The organism is Cytobacillus sp. IB215316, assembly GCF_033963865.1.
Lineage (GTDB): Bacteria > Bacillota > Bacilli > Bacillales > SM2101 > Nanhaiella > Nanhaiella sioensis.
In genome coordinates, this window is sequence record NZ_JAXBMC010000001.1 from 15685 (window position 1) to 35726 (window position 20042).

General features: G+C 34.9%; 22 protein-coding genes. 18 read left to right on the forward strand and 4 right to left on the reverse strand.

Going from position 1 to position 20042, the window contains the following annotated elements; all coding sequences use genetic code 11:
• Positions 1-280 precede the first annotated feature (280 nt).
• The 10 genes from SLH48_RS00060 (at position 281) to SLH48_RS00105 (ending at position 9751) form a co-directional block, all read left to right on the forward strand.
• Positions 281-1699, forward strand: a complete 1419-nt coding sequence (locus SLH48_RS00060; RefSeq protein WP_214483740.1) for an isochorismate synthase MenF — start codon at positions 281-283, stop codon at positions 1697-1699.
• Entirely contained in the window at positions 1692-3440 is a 1749-nt protein-coding gene (gene menD / locus SLH48_RS00065; RefSeq protein WP_320257131.1) for a 2-succinyl-5-enolpyruvyl-6-hydroxy-3-cyclohexene-1-carboxylic-acid synthase, read from the forward strand. The genes SLH48_RS00060 and menD overlap by 8 nt, the downstream gene beginning before the upstream one ends.
• A complete protein-coding gene (gene menH / locus SLH48_RS00070; protein ID WP_320256593.1) occupies positions 3430-4230 on the forward strand; it encodes a 2-succinyl-6-hydroxy-2,4-cyclohexadiene-1-carboxylate synthase in 801 nt (266 codons plus the stop codon). Before menD ends, menH begins: the two co-directional genes overlap by 11 nt.
• Before the next feature lie 35 nt (positions 4231-4265).
• Positions 4266-5084, forward strand: a complete 819-nt coding sequence (menB, locus tag SLH48_RS00075; RefSeq protein ID WP_214483738.1) for a 1,4-dihydroxy-2-naphthoyl-CoA synthase — start codon at positions 4266-4268, stop codon at positions 5082-5084.
• 132 nt (positions 5085-5216) lie between these two features.
• Positions 5217-6695, forward strand: a complete 1479-nt coding sequence (locus SLH48_RS00080) for an o-succinylbenzoate--CoA ligase (protein WP_320257132.1) — start codon at positions 5217-5219, stop codon at positions 6693-6695.
• Between the two features lie 36 nt (positions 6696-6731).
• Positions 6732-7841: an o-succinylbenzoate synthase gene (gene menC / locus SLH48_RS00085; protein WP_410629437.1), complete on the forward strand. Its 1110-nt coding sequence runs from the start codon at positions 6732-6734 to the stop codon at positions 7839-7841.
• Between the two features lie 93 nt (positions 7842-7934).
• Entirely contained in the window at positions 7935-8282 is a 348-nt protein-coding gene (locus SLH48_RS00090) for a sulfurtransferase (RefSeq protein WP_320256595.1), read from the forward strand.
• 25 nt (positions 8283-8307) lie between these two features.
• On the forward strand, positions 8308-8568 hold the full coding sequence (locus SLH48_RS00095; protein WP_214483736.1) for a metal-sensitive transcriptional regulator: 261 nt from the start codon (positions 8308-8310) through the stop codon (positions 8566-8568).
• A gap of 179 nt (positions 8569-8747) precedes the next feature.
• Entirely contained in the window at positions 8748-9062 is a 315-nt protein-coding gene (locus SLH48_RS00100) for a rhodanese-like domain-containing protein (RefSeq protein ID WP_214483735.1), read from the forward strand.
• Between the two features lie 101 nt (positions 9063-9163).
• The gene (locus tag SLH48_RS00105; protein ID WP_320256596.1) at positions 9164-9751 is read left to right on the forward strand and encodes a nitrous oxide reductase accessory protein NosL; all 588 of its coding nucleotides are present in this window, start codon (positions 9164-9166) and stop codon (positions 9749-9751) included.
• A 599-nt stretch (positions 9752-10350) separates the two neighbouring features.
• On the opposite strand, the gene SLH48_RS00110 is transcribed toward SLH48_RS00105, so the two are convergent.
• Genes SLH48_RS00110 through nosD form a run of 4 tightly spaced genes read right to left on the reverse strand, consistent with a single transcriptional unit; the run spans position 10351 to position 13697 of the window.
• Positions 10351-11082, reverse strand: coding sequence for an ABC transporter ATP-binding protein (locus SLH48_RS00110; RefSeq protein ID WP_320256597.1), 732 nt, complete (start codon positions 11080-11082; stop codon positions 10351-10353).
• Positions 11075-11905, reverse strand: a complete 831-nt coding sequence (locus tag SLH48_RS00115; RefSeq protein WP_320256598.1) for an ABC transporter permease — start codon at positions 11903-11905, stop codon at positions 11075-11077. The genes SLH48_RS00110 and SLH48_RS00115 overlap by 8 nt, the downstream gene beginning before the upstream one ends.
• The gene (locus SLH48_RS00120; protein ID WP_320256599.1) at positions 11905-12369 is read right to left on the reverse strand and encodes a nitrous oxide reductase accessory protein NosL; all 465 of its coding nucleotides are present in this window, start codon (positions 12367-12369) and stop codon (positions 11905-11907) included. The genes SLH48_RS00115 and SLH48_RS00120 overlap by 1 nt, the downstream gene beginning before the upstream one ends.
• Before the next feature lie 2 nt (positions 12370-12371).
• Positions 12372-13697, reverse strand: a complete 1326-nt coding sequence (gene nosD, locus SLH48_RS00125) for a nitrous oxide reductase family maturation protein NosD (RefSeq protein WP_320256600.1) — start codon at positions 13695-13697, stop codon at positions 12372-12374.
• A gap of 260 nt (positions 13698-13957) precedes the next feature.
• On the opposite strand from nosD, the gene SLH48_RS00130 reads away from it, so the two are divergent.
• The 8 genes from SLH48_RS00130 to SLH48_RS00165 all read left to right on the forward strand — a co-directional run bounded on the left by SLH48_RS00130 (position 13958) and on the right by SLH48_RS00165 (position 19956).
• The gene (locus SLH48_RS00130; protein WP_214483730.1) at positions 13958-14437 is read left to right on the forward strand and encodes a DsrE/DsrF/DrsH-like family protein; all 480 of its coding nucleotides are present in this window, start codon (positions 13958-13960) and stop codon (positions 14435-14437) included.
• A gap of 158 nt (positions 14438-14595) precedes the next feature.
• Positions 14596-14823, forward strand: coding sequence for a sulfurtransferase TusA family protein (locus tag SLH48_RS00135; protein ID WP_320256601.1), 228 nt, complete (start codon positions 14596-14598; stop codon positions 14821-14823).
• A 45-nt stretch (positions 14824-14868) separates the two neighbouring features.
• Positions 14869-15441 (forward strand): sulfurtransferase TusA family protein, encoded by a 573-nt coding sequence (locus SLH48_RS00140; RefSeq protein ID WP_320256602.1) that lies wholly within the window; start codon positions 14869-14871, stop codon positions 15439-15441.
• Between the two features lie 17 nt (positions 15442-15458).
• Positions 15459-15704 (forward strand): glutaredoxin family protein, encoded by a 246-nt coding sequence (locus tag SLH48_RS00145; RefSeq protein WP_214483727.1) that lies wholly within the window; start codon positions 15459-15461, stop codon positions 15702-15704.
• A gap of 34 nt (positions 15705-15738) precedes the next feature.
• Positions 15739-16134: a DsrE/DsrF/DrsH-like family protein gene (locus SLH48_RS00150; RefSeq protein ID WP_320256603.1), complete on the forward strand. Its 396-nt coding sequence runs from the start codon at positions 15739-15741 to the stop codon at positions 16132-16134.
• 18 nt (positions 16135-16152) lie between these two features.
• Entirely contained in the window at positions 16153-17289 is a 1137-nt protein-coding gene (locus SLH48_RS00155) for an MBL fold metallo-hydrolase (RefSeq protein ID WP_320256604.1), read from the forward strand.
• Positions 17290-17733: 444 nt separating this feature from the next.
• Positions 17734-19389 (forward strand): solute carrier family 26 protein, encoded by a 1656-nt coding sequence (locus tag SLH48_RS00160; protein WP_320256605.1) that lies wholly within the window; start codon positions 17734-17736, stop codon positions 19387-19389.
• Between the two features lie 21 nt (positions 19390-19410).
• A complete protein-coding gene (locus SLH48_RS00165) occupies positions 19411-19956 on the forward strand; it encodes a carbonic anhydrase (RefSeq protein ID WP_320256606.1) in 546 nt (181 codons plus the stop codon).
• Positions 19957-20042: the final 86 nt, after the last annotated feature.

The following is a 20042-nucleotide window of genomic DNA, read 5'->3' on the forward strand; positions in this document are numbered from 1 at the left end:
GGGGATTTTGACAAATACTTTTGCTGTTAACTTTTAGGTAAAGAAAATTGTATGTCATTTTAGTTTTCTTATTTTAAAAAGAGTAATATAATAATGAATGGATTCGTATAGAAAATTTGATATGAAGTATGAAGAAATGTAGCGGATATATCTTAGAAATTACCAATATTGACAGTGTATATGACTAAGTGTATCTTAAAATGTGTGTTTGTTAAAGTAGAAAGAGAATTAAGCATTTATTATATATAAGAATAACGTTTCATCATTCGGGGGGATTATTGTGGTTGCAGTACAACAAACTGCTGCGTATGAACAACTATTACAAGGAATTAGTAGATCGAAAAAACATACAAAGCCTATACTAACAAGTATAGTAAAAAAAACTCCATATAAAGATCCCCTGTTATTTTATGAGGCTGCGAAACAATCCTATGAAGGAGAACGCTTTTTTTGGACAGACCCTAGTGATGAAATCATTTTAGTCGGGCTAGGTACCGTATTTTCAATAGTAGCCCAAGAGCATAGATTTGAGACTGTTGAAAAAGAATGGGAACGCTTTTTAACTAATTGTGTTAAGCAAGAACAAACTTGTCCGTTTGGGACTGGGCCCATTCTGTTAGGTGGTTTTTCCTTTGATCCATTAAAACAATCAACTTCTTTATGGGGTAAATATCCCCCTGCGAAATTTATATTGCCAGAGCTCATGCTCACGATAAATAAAGGGGATGCTTGGATAACTTCTAATATCATTTGTCAACACTCATCTGATCCTATAGAAATATTGAAGGATTTGGAAAATAAAATGGAACATATTCTACAATCAGAATGGTCTTGGCAGCCTAATGATAAATGGAAACATTCATATCGTCAAACTGAAATTGAACCTGAACTTTGGATAGATTCTGTTGACAATGTAACACAAGATATTAAACAAGGTGAGCTAGATAAAGTTGTGTTAGCAAGGGAGACAAGACTTCATTTTGACAGTAAAGTAAACGTGACGTCTGTACTAAATAATCTTCGAGCTGAGCAGCCTATGAGTTATATATTTGCTTTCGAAAGTGGTGAAGATTGTTTTATTGGTGCCTCTCCCGAAAGATTAATAAAAAAAGAAAATAGTAAGGTATTATCTACATGTTTAGCAGGCTCTATCAAAAGAGGGAAAACATTGAACGAGGATAAAATGCTTGGTAATTCCTTATTATGTGATAAAAAGAATTTACATGAACATGAGCTTGTCGTCCAAATGATCAAAAAAGCAATGTTAAACTTCTGTAATACAATAGAAGCTCCTAGTCACCCAACATTGCTTAAAATGCGTCATATTCAGCATTTATATACACCTGTTATATGTACAGTAAAAGATCATATTTCGTTTTTATCTATGGTGGAAAAGCTTCACCCAACCCCTGCATTGGGAGGGTTTCCAACAGATAAAGCTATTAAGAAAATAAGAGAAGTTGAACAATTAGATAGAGGATGGTATGCAGCTCCTATCGGCTGGGTTGACGCTAATAATAGTGGAGAATTTGCAGTAGCTATTCGATCAGCTCTTTTTCAGGGACAGGAAGCTTCGCTATTCGCTGGTTGTGGGATTGTAGCTGATTCCGATCCACAAAGTGAATATGAAGAAACTAAATTAAAACTGAAGCCTATGCTCTCAGCAATAGGGGGTATGAGTCATGAAGAAAATGAATAATAATAATTCTTTAACTGCTTTTGTGTTGGCTTTTGTAGATGAATTAATAAAAGTCAATGTCACAGATGTTGTGATTAGTCCTGGATCTCGTTCCACACCTATGGCTATGATAATGGCTGAGCACCCAATGATGAATGTTTATGTAAACATTGATGAGCGCTCAGCCGCTTTTTTTGCTTTAGGTATAGCTAAGTCGAAAAGAAAGCCAGTAGCCATATTATGTACATCAGGAACAGCAGCTGCTAATTATATGCCTGCCATTGTCGAGGCATATTATTCAAGAGTTCCCTTAATCGTACTTACAGCAGATCGACCACATGAATTACGTGATATCGGTGCACCACAAGCTATAAATCAAATTGGATTATTTGGGGAGTATACGAAATGGTTTGCTGAGATGGCAATACCTGAAGATACACCTGAAATGCTTAATTATGTAAGAACCTTTGCAAGTCGAGCATCAGGAACAGCTATGCAAGCACCAAAAGGTCCTGTTCATTTGAATTTTCCATTTAGAGAACCACTTGTACCATTAATGGAAGCAATTGAACATCATGATCAAGGCAGTTATGTGAATGTTACAATAGGTGCGCCTAGCTTAACAACAAATCAATACGACAGTATTCACGATCGTATAGCAGCTAAGAAGAAAGGGCTAATTATTTGTGGAGCCATAGATGATCCTTCCTTTGCTGAAGCGGTAATAGAGTTAGCTGAAAAATTACAATATCCAATATTTGCTGATCCGTTATCTCAACTTAGAAGTGGTCACCATAATAAAGAACTAATTATTGATAGTTATGATACGATCTTAAGAAATAAACAAATTCTTCAATTGTATAAACCTGAGGTTATTATTCGATTTGGTGAAATGCCAGTTTCAAAAGCATTAACATTATACATAAAACAGCTTGATCATATTGATCATATAGTCATTGATGGTGGAGGGGGCTGGAGAGAGCCAACTTTATCTGCTTCAGACATGATTCATTGTGATGAAGTGAATTTTTGTAGTGGGCTTAGTGATGTTATTAAAGAACTTAATAATAAATCCCATTGGGTAACACAGTGGATAGAAATGAATGCGATGATAAAATCAATATGGAATGGTTTAGAATATGAAGAGGACTTGTTTGAAGGGAAAGTATTTTCTGAATTAACAAAAACACTTCCTTATAACACTACATTATTTGTAGGAAATAGTATGCCAATAAGAGACTTAGACTCCTTTTTTCTTACAAATGATAAATCAATTAGAGTATTGGCAAACAGGGGAGCTAACGGAATAGATGGGATTGTTTCTACGGCACTCGGTGCTAGTATAAAATGCTCACCTCTAGTACTTGTCATTGGAGATCTGTCATTCTATCATGATTTAAATGGATTGTTGGCAGCGAAAATGCACAAACTTAATATGACAATTATTGTTATAAATAATGATGGTGGTGGTATTTTTTCATTTTTACCACAGGCTCAACACCAAAATCATTTTGAGACTTTATTTGGAACACCATTGGGTCTTGATTATGAGTATGTTGTTAATATGTATGATGGTGAATTTAACCGTGTTACTAAGTGGAACGACTTTCGAGAAAAGGTTCAACAGTCTATTCACACTGATGGATTATCCGTTATTGAATTAACAACTGATAGAACTAAGAATGTTGAAATGCATCGCTCCTTATGGAACATGGCAGTCGCTGAAATTGATGCCTTTTTAGGTGTAGATCATGAAAATTGAGTTAAATAATGTGCTCTACAATATTGAGATTGTAGGGGAAGGTCCACCATTAATACTGTTACATGGCTTTACAGGCTCTATCAAGAGTTGGCAACCATTTATTCGTATGTGGGGAGCTAAGTCAACTCTTTATTTAATAGATATAATAGGTCATGGAGATACAGCATCACCCATAGATAGTAATAGATACAATATGGAATCTATTTTGTTAGATTTGGTTCAACTTCTAAACAATTTTCACATAACAAAAACGAATGTTCTCGGCTATTCAATGGGTGGTAGAATTGCATTATCACTAGCAATGTTATACCCTGAACGAGTAGATAAGCTAATACTAGAGAGCAGTTCACCAGGCTTAGAAAAAGAACAAGAACGACTACTCAGAAAAAAGACTGATGAACAATTAGCTGAAGCGATCGAACAATATGGAATGGAGTGGTTTGTGGATAAATGGACAAACCTCCCACTTTTTCATAATATGAAGCAACTACCTGTTCAAACCAAGGAGTTGATTCGTAAACAACGCCTGGAAAACAATCCAATTGGCTTAGCTAATAGCCTTAGAGGATTTGGAACAGGAGCGCAACCATCATGGTGGGACAAATTATCTTCGTTTCCTCATCGAACCTTATTAATAACAGGTATGGATGATATAAAGTTTCACAATGTCGCAAAAAAAATGGTAAAATTATTACCACATGCTAAGTGGGAGACAATTAATCATGCTGGTCATACAATTCATGTGGAACAACCAAGAATTTTTGGTAAAATAGTATATGAGTTTTTGTAAGCGTAAACTACATAAATATAAGGGGGATTACATAAGTGGGAAGAGAGTGGGTTTCTGAGAGAAAGTACGAAGATATTTTATATGAGACTTATAATGGCATTGCAAAGGTAACGATTAATCGTCCTGAAGTACGCAATGCATTCCGTCCAAAAACTGTAGTGGAGTTGATAGATGCTTTTGCATATGCTAGAGACGATGCTAATATTGGTGTTATTGTTTTAGCTGGTGCAGGTGATGAAGCGTTTTGTGCAGGAGGAGATCAAAAGGTTCGAGGGCATGGAGGCTATGTAGGTGAAGATGAAATTCCTCGTTTAAATGTATTAGACCTTCAGCGCTTAATTCGTGTCATTCCAAAGCCAGTAGTTGCGATGGTATCTGGATATGCTATTGGTGGAGGACATGTATTACATGTTGTGTGTGATTTGACAATTGCAGCAGAAAATGCTGTTTTTGGTCAAACAGGGCCTAAAGTCGGTAGCTTTGACGCTGGCTATGGATCTGGCTACCTAGCTAGAATTGTTGGACATAAAAAAGCTCGTGAAATATGGTATTTATGTCGACAATATAGTGCACAAGAAGCGATGGATATGGGATTAGTAAATACTGTTGTTCCTCTAGAACAACTTGAAGACGAAACCGTACAGTGGTGTGAAGAGATGCTAGAGAAAAGCCCAACAGCTCTTCGTTTCTTAAAAGCAGCATTTAATGCTGATACTGATGGCTTAGCAGGCATCCAGCAATTTGCAGGAGATGCCACTTTATTGTACTATACGACAGATGAGGCAAAAGAAGGTCGTGACGCATTTAAAGAAAAACGTAGCCCTGACTTTAAACAGTTTCCACGTTTTCCTTAATTTGAGCAATTAAATAAGATTTTTAGTCCTTTATAATAAATAGGATAAGTGTAAAAGACAGCTTGGTGGGTAACTTCATCAAGCTGTTTTACTATCGTTATAAGGACATCTTGTGAGGTGGTTTTCATGAGTATGCAACAAGTCATTCCAAACTTTTTACTACAACGGGCTAAATTAACTCCTAACCGTATTGCCGTTACTTATCATAAAGAGCAAATTACATTTTTAAATTTACACGAACGGGCTATAACGAAGGCAAGAAAGTTACACTCTTTTGGTGTGAAAAAGGATGATACAGTAGCAATATTAATGAATAATAGTATAGAATTTATCGAAATCATCCATGCGTTAAAACATATTGGTGCTATTACTGTTTTCCTTAATACTCGGCTAACTGAAGCAGAAATTGCATGGCAAATTGTTGATGCTAGAGTAGATTATTTTATTACTGAGGATGCATTTTCTAACATTTCTAAAGGGATAGCTAATGAAAATCCTTTATTGAATATAGTAAGTGTGAAACAACTTGATCGTTTACAAGAAACGGAATTTTCGTTAAATGAAGAATTTCCTTTACATGAAATCGATACAATCATGTATACATCAGGAACGACTGGCAAACCGAAAGGTGTTATTCAAACATACGGTAATCATTGGTGGAGTGCTGTTGGCTCTGCTTTGAATTTAGGTTTACATGAGAAGGATCGTTGGTTGTTGGCGGTTCCTATATTTCATATAAGTGGATTATCAATTTTGATGAGGAGTGTTATATATGGAATGACTGTCATTCTTCATGACCGGTTTATTCCATCTCAAATAAATCAATCGATCATGCGTGATGGGGTAACAATTGTTTCTGTCGTAGCTGTTATGCTTCAAAAAATGATAGATGAGCTAGAAGATCATTCTTACCCTCCCTATTTTCGATGCATGTTAACAGGTGGTGGGCCTGTGCCAACACCATTACTTAAAAAGTGTAAGGAAAGAGCCATACCGGTTTTTCAAACATATGGTATGACCGAAACAGCATCGCAAATCGTTACACTCACACCTGAAGATAGCCTCAACAAGGTCGGGTCGGCGGGAAAACCATTATTCCCTGCTCAAGTACGAATTGAGAAAGACGGAGACATAGTTGCAGCAAATGAAACTGGTGAAATTGTTGTAAAAGGTCCAAATGTAACAAGCGGTTATTTATTTCAAGAAGAAATTACTAGAAAAGCAATTATTAACGATTGGTTTTATACAGGAGATATAGGCTATATTGATGATGATGGATTTTTGTATGTACTCGATCGACGATCTGACCTCATTATATCTGGTGGGGAAAATATCTATCCAGCAGAAATAGAATCCGTCCTACTTTCACATCAAGATATTGACGAAGCAGGAGTAATAGGAGTGTTTGATAAAACGTGGGGACAAGTACCATGTGCTTTTATCAAATGTAAGAATGATGTAGACGTTTCAGAAAGTGAGCTTATTCAATATTGTTCGACTAGGCTTGCAAAGTATAAAGTTCCTAATAAAATTGTGTTTGTTCAGGAGCTGCCAAGAAACGCAAGCAATAAACTATTACGTAGGAAACTATATGAGTATATAAGAAATTAATTATCATGTGTGATAAATAGAGGGGGAAATGAGAAGCTGGATATACATACTATTACGCTCCATGTAACTAAAATGAAGTTATTATCCCCATTTGTGTCAAGCTTGGAAACTGTTCAAAATAGGGAATCAGTATTAATTGAAATAAAAGATCGTGAAGGTTTTATTGGGTGGGGAGAAGTAGTTGCGTTCTCTTCACCATGGTATACAGAGGAAACGATTAAAACGTCGCTACATATGTTAGAAGATTTTTTAATTCCAAAGCTATTTGCAGAGTCTATTACACATCCGTCCGAAGTATTTGGTGTGTTAGCTAATGTAAAACGAAATCGAATGGCAAAAGCAGGTTTGGAAACAGCAGTATGGGATTTATTTGCGAAAAGGCAAAATGTTTCACTAGCTAGCTTGCTTGGCGGTAAGAAGATGTCTGTTGATGCTGGGGTTGTAGTTGGGTTGGATAGCACGAAAAACATGCTGAAAACTATAGAAAGGAGATTGTTAGAAGGGTACCGAAGAATAAAAATAAAAATTGCACCTGATGAAGATGTGGAAATTATTAAGGAGATTAAAAAAGAATTTCCTAAGATTCCTTTAATGGTAGACGCCAATTCAGCTTACAACCTAGCAGACATAGATCGATTAAAGGCTTTAGATGAATATGAATTAATGATGATTGAGCAGCCCCTTGCCTCTGATGATATTATCGACCATGCTAAGGCTCAACGCGTGCTCAAAACACCAATTTGTTTGGATGAGAGTATAACATCATATGATGATGCTAGAAAAGCAATCGAGCTAGGCAGCTGTCAAATTATGAATGTTAAAATTGGTCGTGTAGGTGGTTTATATGAAGCTATTCGGATTCATGATATTTGTAAATCAAATAATATACCTGTGTGGTGTGGTGGCATGCTTGAAACAGGGATATCGAGGGCACATAATATAGCTTTAGCTTCTTTAGAAAACTTTTCTATTCCTGGAGATATTTCAGCGTCATCGAGGTATTGGGAACGAGATGTCATTATTCCTGAAGTTACTGTTAATCGTGGACAAGTGGATGTTCCGAACAACCCAGGGATTGGTTTTGATATTAATTATAAGTTCCTTGAAGAAATTACGATAACTAAAAAACAGTTCCTGAGGAAATAGTCTAGAAACTGTAATCGTAATGTGAATCTCTTGACATTATACCCTCTCAGGTATAGAATGAGTATAATTTTATAAGAGTGAGGGGGATGATGATTGGATTATCTCTTAATAATTATACTGATTAGCTTAACTTATTTATTTTACACAAGATATTTCCCTATAATCGGTGTACGATGTGTAGATGTAAAGCGACACGATAACCATCAAGAAAAATTTACATTAGTAGACATTAGGGATTATAATGTTTCGCATAAGTTACCTTATAAAAATGCTGTTAACGTACCTATGGCTTACTTGAAGCGAAATTATAATGACTTACCTAAAAATGATGTTCATATTATCGCCTCAGACAAAATAGAAAAAAACATGGGTATCCGTTTTTTACGTAGTAAAGGATATAAAATAATTAGTTATACGATGACTGACTGCACTTGTAAATGAATATAAGTTTTTAGGTGGTGTAAAAATGGAATACAATAATCAAGTGAAGAATAGAGTAAAAAGAACTGAAGGACAAATTAGAGGAGTCTTAAAAATGATGGAGGAAGACAAAGACTGTAAAGAGGTAATTACACAATTATCAGCAGCACGAGCTGCCATCGATCGTACAATTGGTGTAATCGTTAGCTCTAATTTAGTTGAGTGTGTCGAAAACGCTGATGAAAAGGGCTATAAAAAAGAAGAAATAGTGAAAGAAGCAGTAAATTTATTAGTTAAAAGTAGATAATTAATTTTTGAATGAGGACTCTTTGTTAAGATTTGCTGCTATTGATATTTACGATACTATAAGCAGTTGAATACGTGTTTATATCTTAGTACAAATAGCAATTAGCGTAAGTGAAAGGGCTGAGACCCTTTTTTTAGAAAAAAATATACCCTTATGGGTAAAAAGACTGGAGAATGAAGATGAAGCAGATAACTAGTAAAGAAGTTGAGGAAACGTTAAGAAATAATAAAACCTTAAATATCATTGATGTTCGTGAAGTAGATGAGGTAAGGACAGGGATCATTCCAAATGCGATTCATATACCATTAGGTTTATTAGAATTTCGTTTACATGAATTAGACAAATCTAAGGAGTATATTATAGTATGTCGTTCAGGAAATAGAAGTGGTCTAGCTACACGCTTCTTAGAAGGACAAGGTTTTAGAGCAATAAATATGATTGGTGGTATGCTCTCTTGGAAGGGAGAAATAGGATATCATGATTTAGTCGGATAAAAATGACAATATAGTGAAGAAAATACTTTTAAATAATTTTCTCATAGTTTCCTCACATTTAGTTGCTAAGCTAACGTAGAAAATACTAAGGGGGGATGCATATGAGGAAGTTTTTTATTTTCTCGGTTTTTCTTACGATTAGTTTAGGAGTATTGGTGGGGTGTAGCAATAGCGAAAATGGCGTAGAGAAAGCTTCGGAGGTGGCTAGTGGTGAGCAGCTATCCTCACAACAAAATATTGATACACATGAAGTTGTTGCTGTTGAACCCACTGATGAACATACGTGTGCGTTCTGTGATATGAAGGTATATGGTATGGAACATGAAATGGGGGTATTTACAGCACAAATTCAAATGGAAGATGGTGAGCATTATTTTTTTGATGATGTTGGCTGTTTACTTAATTATGAAAGAGGCAAGGATGAACAAGCAATTGCAAAATGGGTGAGAGATTACAATTCATCAGAGTGGATTGATCTGGACGGCTCAGTTCCGGTAAAAGCGGATATCATAACACCTATGAAATATGGTTACGCATTATTTAACTCAGAAAAAGCTGCTCAAACCTTTGTTGATGAGCGTAAAGACATCAATGCTGTTATCTCTTCATGGGATGAAATTGATCATGTGTCTCATGAACGTTACATGAAAAAAATGGGGCAAAACGAAGAAGGCCATGATGGGAATTAAGCATTAATAATAATAGATCATTACTTACACAAAACAATTGATTGAAAAAAGATGATGCCATATATTGCTGCCAGAACGTATATTGTGAAATATGTTAATGAAATCGTAATCCTGGTTAACGATGTAAAGCTGTTAATAACTTTAATGGATTCGTGTTTTTATACGTAGGCTCTTTTTGTAAATTTCGCTGTGTTTTATAAAAAATCTGAAAATTATCAAGGGTTGATCCGTGCCCCATAATTTAAAAGTAGTAAAGATGCTGTGAATGCGATTTGTGCAAGTGTAATAAACATCATACAACATAAAGTTAGCCTAAAGAAAAGACTGTACGCGATCATTAATTCGTATGGAAAAAACAATATTCTGTGCAATATGCAAAAATAGTTCTACTAAAAACACCGTCCAAGATTTAGATTCTGGTCGGTGTTTTTTAGTAGAGCTATTTTCGTAAACATTGTTGCTATTGTTATCAAATTAATATTATAAAAAGTGGTTTTATATTGTTCGGCATTGTTGTTCAGAAGAAAAGATTTTCTTAATAAAAAAACACAATCAATGAGAAAACAGCCTTTAGTATAATAAGTTTGTTCATTGGCTTATTATACGCTGGAGTGAACTGAATGAAAGAAAACTTCTTCAAGAGATCGATATTCGCCATCTCTACTGCACAGATTGTGAATTGAATCATTGATTAGCATTTGACCTTGATTGATAAAAACAACTGTATCTGCAAGATCTTCAACAACTGAAAGGACATGAGATGAAAAAATGATCGTTTTGCCTTTCTCTTGTTCATGTTTGATAATTTGTTTAAAGCGACGTACCCAGTATGGGTCCAGTCCGTTAGTTGGTTCATCTAATACGAGGATAGGTGATTCAGATAACAAAGCTTGAGCGAGTGCAAGTCTTTGCTGCATCCCCTTTGAATATTCTTTTACTTTTTTATGTTGGTCGTTCTCTAACCCGACTAAGCGAATAAATTTTGTTACTTGATTGAGTGGCAATTTTTCTAGCTTTGCAAAAAAAGTGAGTACTTCATATCCAGTTAAAGTTTTCGGGAAAACCATGCTATCCGGCATATAAGAAAACATTGATTTATAGAAGGTGTTTTTAGCAGAAACTGTATGTTTATTCAAATAGATTTCTCCAGATGTGGGAGTAATAATACCGATTAGCATCTTTATAATAGTACTTTTCCCAGCACCATTACTGCCACAAAGAGCAAGACATGTTCCTTTTTGAACTGTAAAATGGATATTTTGTACTTGATTATTGTTATTATAAATTTTTGTGACATTATGGCATTCTATCACGATGTCCAGTTTACTCATTTCTAATCCCCTTCTTCACAAATAGGTTTGCTAGTATTAATGGCGATATTATCCATAAGGTCGTTGCTGAAGAAAATGCGATATTGCCTATCATTCCTTGTGCCCAAACTGTGAAATCATACAATGTCGGTCCAAATATTTCTCCGCTATTCATCATCAATATTGTCCACACTCTTATAATTTCTACTGGATTTAATAATGTTGATACCGTAATGATTGGTAAAACAAATGAACGATCAACAAATGTAATTAAACCTACGACGCCAAATTCGTAAAATAACACGAGTGTAGCCCAAACTACTAGACTAAGTCCTAATGCTTCAAAACGATTAGTAGATATAACTCCGATGCATATTGCAACCGCTAAAAACATCATCGTTAATAGTAATGTAAAAAATACGAATAATAAAAATAATGTAGTTGATATACTACCATGCTGTAATAATAGTATCACTCCAGCTAAGCCATAGCCTAGGAAAATAACAGAAGCTAGAGCTATCAACATGCCAATATATTTCCCAATTAGAATCTTTCGAGGCGGTAGCGCGTATGTTAATAACAAAGAAAAGCCACCGTCTTCCTTTTCACCAGCAATAAATGAGCTCCCTGTTAATAGAGTGACTAAAGGAATAAGAAATAAAGATAGATTTAAAAGACTACCAGTCATTCTAGTAAAACCATCGTAGCCCGCTTCAGTATTTATTCCACTAAAATAAACAATAGTAACTGCTAAGGTCGTAAATAACAAAGCAAAACTTGGAATCCATCTACTTCTCGTCATAAGCTTTAGTTCTTGTTTCGCTATAATCCATATGCTCATCATTAAAATCCATCCCAGTTATGATTGAACAAATCAACATATTTTAGCAGCTCACCTTTTTTTTCTTCTTCAATATAAGACTCGGCTTGTTGTTTCGTGGCAAAAGATATAACTCCATAAGCCATCGGTGTCCAAAATTCTTGATGATAGGCAAAGTGTGCATCTTGTAATTCAATCCATTCGTTAGATTTAATATCGCGAACATATGATTTGTTGATTGCTGTATTATTTTCTTCACTACTTTCTATGTATTCGATCATACAACCAATATCATCGAAAGTTAGAATTTCACCATTGTCTAATATGACCTCTGTTGCATGATCGATATGTGCAACACTCATGTTACAAATCGTACAAATATCTATATCTGGATTAATTTCTCGTGGTTTAAAAGAAATCTCTTTACTACAAGATGATAATAGGATTGTAATCATTATTGTAGAAAGCAGTACATAATTTCGTTGCATCACTACATCCTCCCAATATAAAATATAAAGCTACTTATAAGTAGAAACAATATTGCAATAAAGCCAATGGCTATATTTCTTTCATGCATCTCAGTAATGTCTGTTGAAATAGAAATTGGTTCCACAAGTGGAAATGGATCAACAATGTTTGCAACGCTTAACGATGGGACCATTGATTCAACGGTAGTCCATATTTTAATAGCAGGACTTTCAAAATAGAACTGAATATAAGGCTGCTTACTTAGTATTTCGTTATACATTGAACCTGTTTTATATGGTAGTTCTCCTATGCCATCCCCGCTTAAATCAAATGAGCGATAATCATCCCAATAGTTGTTGTAAAATCCCTTTTCTTCTGTGATCAATTTTATTTGAGCTACGTTTCCTATAAAGTTATTGTTAGTAATCTTGCAATCTTCATTGTTAGCTAAAATACTTATACCTACATGATTTCCAGCAACGACATTATGATTGACTTCACATTGACGTGCATTTTGTAGAGCTATACCGTTACTATTTTGTATCATTTTGTTGTCAATTAAGGAAATATCATCGGAATCATAAATAAGCGCTCCGTATCCATGGTAGCTAAGCTGCTTTGCGAAAGTATTGGCATAAATGTAAATTCTTTCGGATGCCATAATCATTAATCCATTGATGTTGGAGACTAAATAATTCCCCTGTACAACTCCACCTTCACCATACATGAAATGTACAGCATAACGTGATTGAGTGATTTCATTATCAATAACTTTACTATTTGTTGCAAAATCAATATACACGCCATCTTGCACTTTGTTAATTGTATTTTCTTTCACAACATTGTTATTGCCAGAAAACAGGTGAACACCGTTACCACGTTTAGCAAAATGTACAGGGTAGCTCGTGATAAAATTATTAACAATGAGGTTGTCATTTCCTTCAACGTAAATACCAAAATGAACATCAGTAAATGTATTAGATTTAATTGTCACGTTAGAGGACTTGACGAAGATACCTGCATCATTGTCATCTCTTCCGCTTTGAGTAATGTGAAAACCTTCTACAATCACCTCTGGTGATTTGATTGTAATTACTGAACCGGTGTTATTTCCGTGTAGGATTACCCCTTCTTCAGCAATTAAGTAAATAGGTTTTTCAATAAAGATGTTTTCCTTGTATACTCCTTTTGTTATAACGACTTTTCCTCCTTCTGGTGCTTTGTTTATAACCTGTTGAATAGAAGTGCCAGGCATTACGATCAATAAATGGCTCTGTTGAGCGTTTGACTCCATTGGAAACATAGTAAAACTAATAAATAATGTGAAGGTAATCATTTTCTTTATCATTGATTTCCACCCTAGAACACTTTTTTATCGGTAGTATACTTAAGAGTTGTGAAAAAACAAGAAAGTTTCAGTGACATAACGTTGACAAATACGTGTTTTAAAAAAAAATTCATAAATAAGATTTATTTGTTGATAAAAATTAAAATATATAATAAAATACTCATAGGGGTAAAGGTAATAAGTCGAAACATTAAATATGGTATCTAAATTTTTTTGTTAAACAATATACCCTTAGGGGTAAAAAAGGGAGGGTTGAAGCAATGGGAGAAGTAAAAAAGACAACAATTGTCTTATTCAGTGGTGATTATGATAAGGCAATGGCAGCATATATTATTGCGAATGGTGCCGCAGCATATGATCATGAAGTAACTATTTTTCATACTTTTTGGGGCTTAAATGCTTTAAGAAAGGATCAGTCAATTCAAGTGAAAAAAGGCTTTGTTGAAAAAATGTTTGGCAAAATGATGCCTAGAGGTGCAGATAGAATGGGACTATCCAGGATGAACTTTGGAGGAATGGGTCCAAAACTAATTAAAAATATTATTAAAAAGCATAATGCTGTGCCTGTTCCGCAGTTGATAGATATGGCGAAGGAGCAAGAAATAAAACTGGTAGCTTGTCAAATGACTGTAGACTTATTAGGGCTTAAAAAGGAAGAAATTATCGATGGCGTTGAGTTTGCTGGAGTTGGTGCTTATTTAGCGGACGCAGAGGATGGAAATGTAAACCTGTTCATCTGAGACTATTTGCGTATATTGCTCGTAGTTCTAGCCGTTTGTAACAGCTGAGATAATACCCCGAATGTATATTGAATAAACTATTTAATTACACTTGATCATATTGAATAAAAAAATTTATATATATAAATACCCTTATGGGTATATAAGGAGGAGACAAATTGATTTCAAATAAAGTACTCGACACAAAAGGCTTATCATGTCCAATGCCAATCGTAAAAACAAAGAGAGCAATTAATGAAATGAATTCAGGTGAAATTTTAGAAATACATGCTACTGACAAAGGTGCAACAAAAGATCTTACAGCATGGGCAAATGCTACAGGCCATGAATTGTTGAAATCGACTGATGAAAACAACGTATTTAAATTTTGGATTAAAAAAGGGTAGATGTGAGTAAGTGATTCAGAAATTATTATTTTGGAGGTATTTCAAGTGAACTCGATTAAAACAGATCATGTTTTAGATGCAAAAAATTTATCATGTCCAATGCCTATCGTGAAAACAAAAAAAGCTATGAATGACATACGGCCAGGTCAAGTACTAGAAATTCAAGCAACAGATAAAGGCTCTACAGCAGACCTTAAGGCTTGGTCAGAAAATACAGGAAATCAATATTTAGGAACGATAGAAGAAGGTGCCATCATAAGACACTATTTACGTAAATCAGCTGATGAAGAATTAGCTGAAACAAAACATCCCATTGTAATAAACAATGAACAGTTATTAACAAAAATAAATACAGATGAGGATATTGTAATCCTAGACGTAAGAGAACCATCTGAATTTGTCTTTAATCATATTCCAGGTTCAGTATCAATTCCGTTTGGTGAATTAGCAAGCCGCATCCATGAAGTAAATGAAGATGATGATATTTATGTAATATGTCGAACTGGTAGTAGGAGTGATTTAGCAGCACAGCAATTAACAAAAAAAGGATTTAAAAAAGTTACTAATGTCATCCCTGGTATGAGTACTTGGAAAGGTAAAACCACTAAATTAATTTAATGAAAGGGGGATTGGTTATGGCAAATGTAACTGTCTATACGACGTCTACATGTCCTTATTGTACTAAAATGAAAAATTTTTTAGCCTATAAAGGAATTCCCTATAAAGAGGTTAACCTTGAGAGTAATCAGCAAGCTGTAGAAAAAATTCTTGCCGCAACTGGTCATATGGGTGTTCCTCAAACAGAAGTAAATGGAAAATGGGTATTAGGATACGATCCGAACAAGTTGATGGAATTGGTAGAGCCTTTAATAAACAATTAAAAAAAATTTAAAAAATGATACGGAGGAAAAAAAGATGTCAAACAAAGTAGCAATCATTGCATCCAATGGAGGATTATTTGATGCTTATAAAGTGTTTAATATAGCCACTGCTTCAGCTGCAACTGACGCAGAGGTTGGTATTTTCTTCACCTTTGAAGGACTTAACCTGATTCATAAGGAAGCACATATGAACCTCCCGCTTCCACAAGGCAAGGAGCATTTTGAAGAAGGTTTTACAGCTGCTAAAGTACCACCGATTGCAGAGTTAGTTCAAATGGCAAAAGATTTAGGTGTGAAAATGATTGCATGTCAAATGACAATGGATGTTATGCAATTACAAAAAGAGGATTTTGTTGAAGGTATTGATGTCGGCGGTGCGGTGACGTTTTTAGATTTTGCTAAGGATGCAAATGTTTCACTAACATTTTAATGAAAGAAGGGAAAATACATGAGTGTAAGAGAAATTACAAGCGCTGAAATATTAGAGAATATCCTTGAACGAGAACAAGTATTTATTCTTGACGTGCGAAATGAGAGCGACTTTAAAGATTGGAAAATTGAAGGGGTGAATATTGACCATTTAAACATACCTTATTTTGAACTGTTAGATGGTGTTGAAGATATTATTGAGCAATTACCAAAAGATACAGAAATACTTGTTGTTTGTGCCAAAGAGGGATCTTCGAAAATGGTAGCTGAAATGCTCAGTGAGGAAGGGTTAGCTGCCTCTTATTTAAAAGGTGGTATGAAGTCGTGGAGTGAATATTTGTATAAAACAGAAGTTTATCGTGATAAAGATATGAAAGTATATCAGTTTATTAGAGTTGGTAAAGGGTGCCTATCATATATGATCGTTTCTGGCGAAGAAATATTAATCGTAGATCCCGCACGTTTTACTAATATTTATAAAGAAATAGCGGATGATGAAGGGGCTACAATTACGCATGTTGTTGACTCTCACCTCCATGCTGACCATATATCGGGTGGGCGTCAACTTGCAGTAGAAACAGGCGCTAAATATTATGTCATGAAAAGTGAAGGCGCAGTGTTCAATCATGAACCGTTTGAGGAGCATGAAACAATTGAGTTTGAAAAGGTTACTCTTGAAGTCATTGCTATTAAAACACCTGGACATACCCCAGGGAGTGTTTCTTTCTTTGTGAATGACAAGCTACTCTTTTCAGGAGATACAATTTTTGTAAGTGGATTAGGACGACCAGATTTAGGTGGTAAGGTAAGAGAATGGGCAAAGGACTTATATACCACTGTATACGATAAAGTAGCTAAAATTGCTGATGATGTAATTGTACTACCAGCTCATTATGCTGACTTTGATGATGAAGTCAATCAACAAGGTTATATTGGTGAGAAATTAGGAACCATTCGTGAGCAAAATGAAGTGATGTTAAACCAAAGAGAAGATGAATTTGTTGAATTTGTAGCACAGTCAGCAAGTACAGAAACTCCACCAAACTTTGAAGAAATCATAGCGATTAACCGTGGGGTTGAGAATGCGTCAGTAGAGAAGCAACAAGAATTAGAAATTGGACCTAATCGCTGTGCAGTTCATCATACACATTCATAAGTAATAAAAGGCTGTTTTTGTATGGACAGTTGGTTTTCGAAGGATCTTTTCTTAAACTTTGTTGCCTATATCACTTAAATTAGAGCCACCGATGTGTATTATATGATTCTTATCACATTTTGAGGTGGAAAGGTGCCTAGAAGGTTAGATATATTCGTGTTTAGTTTATATTACGTAAACTATCAATTAAAGCGAAAATAGCCTTTTCGAAATACACACAAAAAGAGAGTACGAGGCAATTTATCTTTTTCAAGGGGATAAAGCGCCCCTTTTACTGTTGTAATTCAGTTTTAAATAGCACCAGAATTAACAAAAGAGAATTTATAATAAGATAAATTTTTTGGACAATGTTCATGTAAGTGACATTGTCCTAAACACCCTTTTGTTACACCCAAACTAAACATTTTATACAATAATTATGATAAAATGAAGGAATGATTAAAGATGTTAAAGAACCTTATCCCTGCTGTTGATTGGATGAAGAGTTATAAAGGGTCATATCTTAAGGGAGATTTATCTGCTGGTCTTATCGTTGCTATCATGTTAATTCCTCAAGGTATGGCCTATGCAATGCTCGCGGGCTTACCTCCTGTGATAGGACTTTACGCCTCCACTATCCCCTTAATCATTTATGCTTTATTTGGATCATCAAAACAATTAGCAGTAGGCCCTGTAGCAATGGTGTCTTTACTTGTATTTTCAGGTGTATCAACATTGGCTGAACCTGGATCAAGTGAATACTTGTCTTATGCATTATTGCTCTCACTCATGGTTGGGGTGATTCAGTTCGGAATGGGTATATTTCGACTCGGGTTCATCGTTAACTTTTTGTCACATGCAGTTATTAGTGGATTTACATCTGCAGCAGCACTAATTATAGGTTTAAGTCAGCTAAAGCATTTATTAGGAGTTGATATCGCAAGAGGAAGTGTATTCGAAGTATTATATGGTGCAATTGTTCAAATTGGAAATGTCAATTTTATCACTTTATCAATAGGGGCATTAAGCATTGCGATTTTACTTTACTTTAAGAAAAACTATCCCCGTTTCCCTGCAGCATTAATTGTTGTAGTCGGTGGATCATTACTTGTATACTTTTTAAACCTTCAAGCGTTAGGTGTAAGTATTGTTGGAGAAGTCCCTAGAGGGATACCATCAATATCATTACCTGCATTTGACATCAGCTCGATCACAAGCTTGCTTCCGATTGCTTTGACTATTTCATTTGTTGGTTTTATGGAATCAATTGCAGTTGCAAAAGCAATTGCAGCGAAGGAAAATGATAAAATAAACTCAAATCAAGAATTATCAGGTTTAGGACTAGCCAATATTGTCGGTTCTTTCTTTTCAGCATACCCAGTGACGGGTGGATTTTCGAGATCAGCAGTTAACTATCAAGCAGGTGCTAAAACTGGATTAGCTTCAATCATTACCGCAGTTTTAATTATTATCTCATTGTTATTTTTTACACCATTATTTTACTATTTGCCTAACGTCGTGTTAGCGGCGATTATTATGGTAGCTGTCTTTGGCTTAATTGATGTGAAAGAAGCAGTGCATTTGTTTAAAATAAAAAAGGTAGACGGTTGGACACTTATCGTAGCCTTTATAGCTACATTAGTTACAAGTATCGAAGAAGGTATTTTAATTGGTATTGCTTTTTCACTACTTGTGTTTATTTGGAGAAGCGCATATCCTCATGTTGCACAATTAGGGTATATTGAACAAGAAAATGTGTTCCGAAATATTAAACGGTATGAAAACGCAAAAACGTTCAAAGACACCATTATTTTTCGGATAGATGCTTCATTATATTTTGCAAATATGGGTTTCTTCGAAGAACAACTAAGAAAAGAAATTGCAGACCATCCCACTACGACTAAGATCGTCTTAGACTTTTCAAGTGTCAATGCGATAGATGCTGTTTCAATTGATGAGCTTGAAAAGATCATTGATGACTACAAGCAAGCGAATATAGAAATATTAATTGCTGGCATGAAGGGTCCAGTAAAAGATTTAGTGAAACGAGCAGATTGGGAGAGCAAATATGGGAAAAATATTAATTATCTTTCCTTACAGCATGCGTTAAATCTGCAATAAGACCATTACAGGAGGCTTATAATGGACATTCAAAAACAAAATGAACTATTTGTTAAGGAAACTATATCTGAAAATAAACTATATTTCTCAGAGCTTTCAAAAGGACAAAGCCCTGAATATTTCGTGTTAAGTTGTTGTGATTCAAGAGTCAGTCCTTCAGTGATAAGCCAAATGCCGTTGGGTACAATGTTTGTTCATCGTAATATTGCCAATCAAGTAAATAAAGACGATGAGAGTTTTTCGGCGAGTTTATACTATGCTCTTCATCATCTGAAAGTAAAAAAAATAATTATAGAGGGTCATACAAATTGTGGTGGTGTTGCAGCTGCATGTAATAATAATCAAGAACCAGAGCTCCAATACTGGGTTAATAGTATTAAGGAAAACTTACCGTTAGAAGACCGATCAGAGAGTTTATCCTTAGACGATATGTCTAGAGTCAATGTCATAAAGCAAATTGAAAAGCTAAAAAGTCATCCAATCTATAAAAAGTATGGGGAAGGGATACAAATCTTAGGCTTTTTATTTCATTTAGATTCTGGAAGACTAGAGCAGTTAGAGAATTAACTTTAAAAATGGGACTTTTGATAATACAAACGTCTCATTTTTTCATTTAAGCTCTTTTCGTAAAGCTCTTTTCGTAAACAATGTTG